Consider the following 4949-nt stretch of genomic DNA (forward strand, 5'->3'; position numbering starts at 1 on the left):
CTTCATGGACTCAAAATCAAAATCGTTTTCCTTAATACTCATAATTACTATGTCAAAAATAATACTTCTGTTTATTATCATTGACACAGTCTATTTTACAGTCTCAAGGGAACTGTAAGTTCCTTTTTTTATAGCAGTAAGTTCTGTTTTAATTTTAAGCATTATTTTTCTCATTCTGTCCAAAGTGTTCAGCAATAGCGTCACTTTGGATTTTATAATAATTAGAAGTTTTTAACTCCTGTTAATAGTTTTAAAAGAGTCGGGAGACTCTTTTTTATTTATTAATCTGTACGCTTTGCTAATCTCTGACAGTGGGATATATTAAAGTGTTATTCTGGCAAGACCAAACCGTTATTATTTTGTGCTGTTCTGTAGCTTTAAACTTGTAATACTTAAAAGTCTTAGGAATTTCTTATGTGCTTTATAAGCCATATAAAAAGCTGATTAGCTGCTATTCTGTATCCTCCCTCATTTTTATGATATTTTAGGACTGTTAAAGAGCTTTATTGTTTCTATAACTTGCTCGTTGTTTGTGGGTTAAATTAAACCTTTTGATTGTTTAAAATTAATTATTGCGGTTTGTCTGTAATTTTAAGTATAGTTTTTTTAACTTTGCCGCTTTATTTTAAAAAACGGAAAAAATGAAAGAAACAAAAAAACTATTATTATTATTGGTGACTTTGTGCACTCTGGGGTTCTCTGTAACATCATGTAAAAAAGATGACAAGACAGAAGAACAGGTGGAAGGAAAAGTAGAAAACCATATTACATGGGGAGATAAAACTATAAAAAACATGGCTTATACTGTTTATAGTCAGCAAAGTAATGGTTATAGTTTCGAACTTTCCCTAAATACTCCAAAGGATAATATTTGGAACGAGTCTGAATATTTATATTTGGACGTGCCGAAAGAACTTATGGGAGAAAAGATAGACCTTAACAGCGACTATTCTTTTAATTGGACTCCTTATGGAGAGTTTAAAATGGATGACAAAGACTATTGGTGGGAAAATAAAGAATGGGGAGGCAATGATAGCAACTCTGATTTTTCTGGGACTGATAGTTGGATGAAGGTTACTAAAGAAGGCGAAGATAACTTTACCATTGAAGTAAATGCAACCATTGACGGTAAATTATTGAAAGTATATTGCAAAGGTAAATTTGTAAAGCAGGAAGCTTAACCATAAGGCTTTCCCATTATTTTGAAATTAAAGACCTGTAAGATTTTCGAAACCTTACAGGTCTTTTTTTTACCCAAAAAGTTTAATAAAAGGCTCTACAGACATGGTAATGTTTGACTGTTTTTTTATTGTTACCCCTAAGGAGTGTACAAGCCGAGGAGTTTTTTATTGAATCACAGACATGTTTGATCAATAGAAGTCTTCAACTCCTGCTTGAATAAAATCGAAACAAAGACCCTTCAGCTAAATTTAGGGCTCTCTATGAAAATCTTAAAGCCTGTTTAAATTTCATTCAATAATTATTATAGTTGTTGAGATTGCTTCGTTCCTCGCAATGATAAAAATAGGAGCGTCACTGCGAGGAACGAAGCAGTCTCTTTTACCACTGTATTTTATTTATCTCATTTTTAAACAGGCTCCTAGTGTTTTTCTTTGTGATTAATCAAAAAAGCAGAACAAAAAATAAAATCATACGTAAAAAAAACAAATTAAAAACGCATAAAAAATGAAAAAACTATTATTTTCCGTAGTTGTCACACTATTATCTATTTGTTCTTTTGCACAAGCACCGCAAAAAATTAACTATCAGGCTGTGATAAGAAATAGTACAGGGGATCCTGTCGCCAATCAAAATGTTTCATTAAAATTAAGTGTTACCAATGGTAATGGTGGTACCGTACAATACGCCGAAACCCATACAGGAATAACAACCAATGCCTTTGGCCTGGTAAACCTTAAAATAGGTACAGGTACACCCGTTTCCGGTACTTTCTCTGCCATCAGTTGGCAAACCGGAAATAAATACCTTAAAATTGAGGCCGATATTGCAGGGGGTACCAACTATAGCACACTTTCTTCTACAGAATTGGTGAGCGTACCTTATGCTTTATATTCGGGGAGCAGCAATAGCAATAATACCGGAGGTGCCATTATACCTTTTGCTTCTGGCTTACCAGTTGTTTTAACAACTATAGCAGGAGGGTTAACAGGAACCACCTCTTTGGTCGGCTTTGGAAATTCAGCTTCGGGAGTTTCATTAGTCGGTTCAAGTATAATAGATCTTACAGGAGCAGCAGGGACTCTTTTAAACTTTGCCTTTACAGCTCCAAGAAGTGGTTCTATTACATCTATGTCTGCCTTTTTTAGTACTACGGCAGCTTTAAGTTTGATAGGCACTACCATAACCGTTCAGGCACAGCTTTATACAGCACCTCATGCCTCTAATACATTTACAGCAGTACCCGGCGCTTTGGTAACGCTTGCTCCGGGCTTGTCAGGTGTAATAGCTATAGGCACTACTTCTTCAGGACAAACTACTGGTTTAAATATTCCGGTTGTAGCAGGTGACCGTTATTTATTGGTGTTTAGTGCTACAGCGTCTGGTTTAACCTTAATAAATACGGTAGCAGGCTACGCAAGCGCAGGCATAAACATTAACTAGCAAGCACATTAAATTAAATTCAATGAAAAATTTATGTAAAAAACTAATCCTCTATGTGTTTTGTTTTGTAGGGTTTAATGCCAGTGCCCAAAACATAGCCAATCAGGTAATAGCATCTGCTGGCGGTTCTGCTCAATTTCCAAATGGTAGTTTTTTAGACTTTACCATTGGCGAGCCCGTTATTAGTACAACCTCTACGGTAGGGAATGTGCAGTTAACACAAGGCTTTCATCAAAAAGAGAATATACAACCATTACCTGTTGAGCTTACAAAGTTTACCGCTTCTGCAGAGCTTAATTACCATTTAATAAAATGGACCACATTGTCCGAAATTAACAACGATTATTTTGTAATAGAGCGTAGTACAGACGGTATAAATTTTATCCCGCTGAAAAATGTATATAGCAAGGCACCAAATGGCAATAGCAGTACTACATTAAACTACTCGTATACCAATTATGAAATTGCAGAAGGAAATAACTATTATCGTTTAAAGCAGTTTGATAAAGATGGAAAATGGAAATATTCTGATATTGTAGAGCTTAATGGCGATGGGGTGGCACAACATATAGTTGCCTTATATCCTAATCCGGTACAGCAATATGCAACCCTTACCATAACCGGAAATATAGGACAGGATGCTAAGGCAAAAATTATCAGTATTTCGGGCCAAACGCTAAAGGAAATAAAAATAAACTCTTCTCAAACCTCAGTGTCTTTGGAGAATATAAATACAGGCACTTATATCCTTCAATACGAGGATGGCGCGAATAAGAAAAACATCAAGTTTATAAAATTGTAAAATCTGAGTTAGGGTATTACTCGTCTCGTTTTTCAGCTGTTTAGGGAGACTGTCTCAAATTAGTGTTTTTTTGTCATATTGATGCTGACTATATTGTAATATAAATCAATATAAAATGACTTTTGAATTGTATTTCGGTAATCAAGCTAAAGCAGGGTCAACCGTTCTGCTTAAATTCCGCATCAGCACAATTCGGTTGGCATAGGTTAAGGTTAAGTATAATCTTTCAAAGAATTGTGCGTAGCGGAGAGTTTTTGGTTCCTTTTTGCGGAAACATGCGAAGCATTCATGAATACCTTTTAAAAAAACAAATAAAAACCATGAATAAAAGGAACTTGACCTGGCCGGTCAAGAGGCCGGAGAGGTAAGAGCGAAAATGCTTGATTGTGAGCTTTTTGTAAATAAAGTCAATGGTAGCGGATTCGAAATATGATATTCCTGTTTATGAGACAGCCCCCTATATGCTTAATAAGCTGTATTATGTGGTTCTTGCAGGACAGGGCAAGGCCACAAACAAGCGTTGTCCATGCTAAACTCAATTCAGCATCTTTAGTCATGTGAGAAAGTATAACCTATATAAGCCCTTGCTGTTTAAGCTAACAGCAGGTGTCTCAAAATAACCTTATCCTCCCCAACGCAATCGAGAGAGCTCTTTCAGAAGTACTTAGAGAAGAAATTTCTCTTCGCTGTACTTATCAAAAGGTCAATATTTTTATTTTTGATGCAACCTCTTTGATGCTGCAATCCAGTTTTCTTATAAAGACGGGTGTAGTTACGTGCTACTGTTTGAATGTTGTTATTGTAAACAAGTTTTTTTATAAGGAATGTTTTTAGTAACTTAAAGAAATATTTGTTTCATAAATTAAAGTCTCAGCTTATGAAATACTCTTTAAATATTTACAGACTTATGTTTAGGATGTATAAAATGATGGAGGAAAAGCTTAATGTTGAAGATGGGATAACTTTAGAAGATGTACTGTTAACGCGGACAGAAGTAAAAGAATTTCTTAAAATTAGCGAAAGTACTTATAAACGATTAGTTAAAGCAGGAATCATTATTCCTTACCGATTTCCCGGAGGCGACCGCATTTTAAAAAAAGAACTCCTTAGGCAAATAGAAAAAACCAGATATGTCTATAAATTGTATAAATCCAATTATTAAATAGCCGCTGTTTGTAAGCCTAATGGCAGGTCAGCTATTCAACTTTTTAGGGAGGCTCTCAACAGTGTTTTTGCTAAGACAGCCAAGCTGGAAATAAAATACCTGAGTTTGTGTTGTTAAGGCTAATCCTTACAAAAAACGGAAGCTAATTTGTTTTTTGGAAGTGTTTTTTACCACCAATACCCTGTTTTTTCTATACTTATTGTTTACCCATCCTTTACCTATTGTATACTTATCCTATACTGTTTGTATACCTATTCTATACTGATTGTATACTTATTCTATACCTATTGTTTATATGAGGGATAGTATTGCAATACTATTGCTATACACCTGCTATACCTATCCTGTACTCTTTTTATA

At 34.8% G+C, this 4949-nt stretch carries 4 protein-coding genes; all 4 read left to right on the forward strand.

Features of this window, described 5'->3' with window-relative positions:
- Positions 1–641: 641 nt before the first annotated feature.
- The 4 genes from ACFSAH_RS14195 to ACFSAH_RS14210 all read left to right on the forward strand — a co-directional run bounded on the left by ACFSAH_RS14195 (position 642) and on the right by ACFSAH_RS14210 (position 4586).
- A complete protein-coding gene (locus ACFSAH_RS14195; protein ID WP_379663396.1) occupies positions 642–1181 on the forward strand; it encodes a hypothetical protein in 540 nt (179 codons plus the stop codon).
- Positions 1182–1686: 505 nt separating this feature from the next.
- Positions 1687–2622: an exosporium glycoprotein BclB-related protein gene (locus tag ACFSAH_RS14200; RefSeq protein WP_379663397.1), complete on the forward strand. Its 936-nt coding sequence runs from the start codon at positions 1687–1689 to the stop codon at positions 2620–2622.
- A gap of 22 nt (positions 2623–2644) precedes the next feature.
- The gene (locus ACFSAH_RS14205; RefSeq protein WP_379663398.1) at positions 2645–3424 is read left to right on the forward strand and encodes a T9SS type A sorting domain-containing protein; all 780 of its coding nucleotides are present in this window, start codon (positions 2645–2647) and stop codon (positions 3422–3424) included.
- A gap of 877 nt (positions 3425–4301) precedes the next feature.
- On the forward strand, positions 4302–4586 hold the full coding sequence (locus ACFSAH_RS14210) for a helix-turn-helix domain-containing protein (protein WP_379663399.1): 285 nt from the start codon (positions 4302–4304) through the stop codon (positions 4584–4586).
- Positions 4587–4949 lie beyond the last annotated feature (363 nt).

The organism is Pseudopedobacter beijingensis, from assembly GCF_042678145.1.
In the GTDB taxonomy this organism is placed as follows: domain Bacteria; phylum Bacteroidota; class Bacteroidia; order Sphingobacteriales; family Sphingobacteriaceae; genus Pseudopedobacter; species Pseudopedobacter beijingensis.

Coding starts and splice junctions, on each gene's coding strand:
- ACFSAH_RS14195 (WP_379663396.1), top strand. CDS start 642: ATGAAAGAAACAAAAAAACTATTATTATTATTGGTGACTTTGTGCACT.
- ACFSAH_RS14200 (WP_379663397.1), top strand. CDS start 1,687: ATGAAAAAACTATTATTTTCCGTAGTTGTCACACTATTATCTATTTGT.
- ACFSAH_RS14205 (WP_379663398.1), top strand. CDS start 2,645: ATGAAAAATTTATGTAAAAAACTAATCCTCTATGTGTTTTGTTTTGTA.
- ACFSAH_RS14210 (WP_379663399.1), top strand. CDS start 4,302: ATGAAATACTCTTTAAATATTTACAGACTTATGTTTAGGATGTATAAA.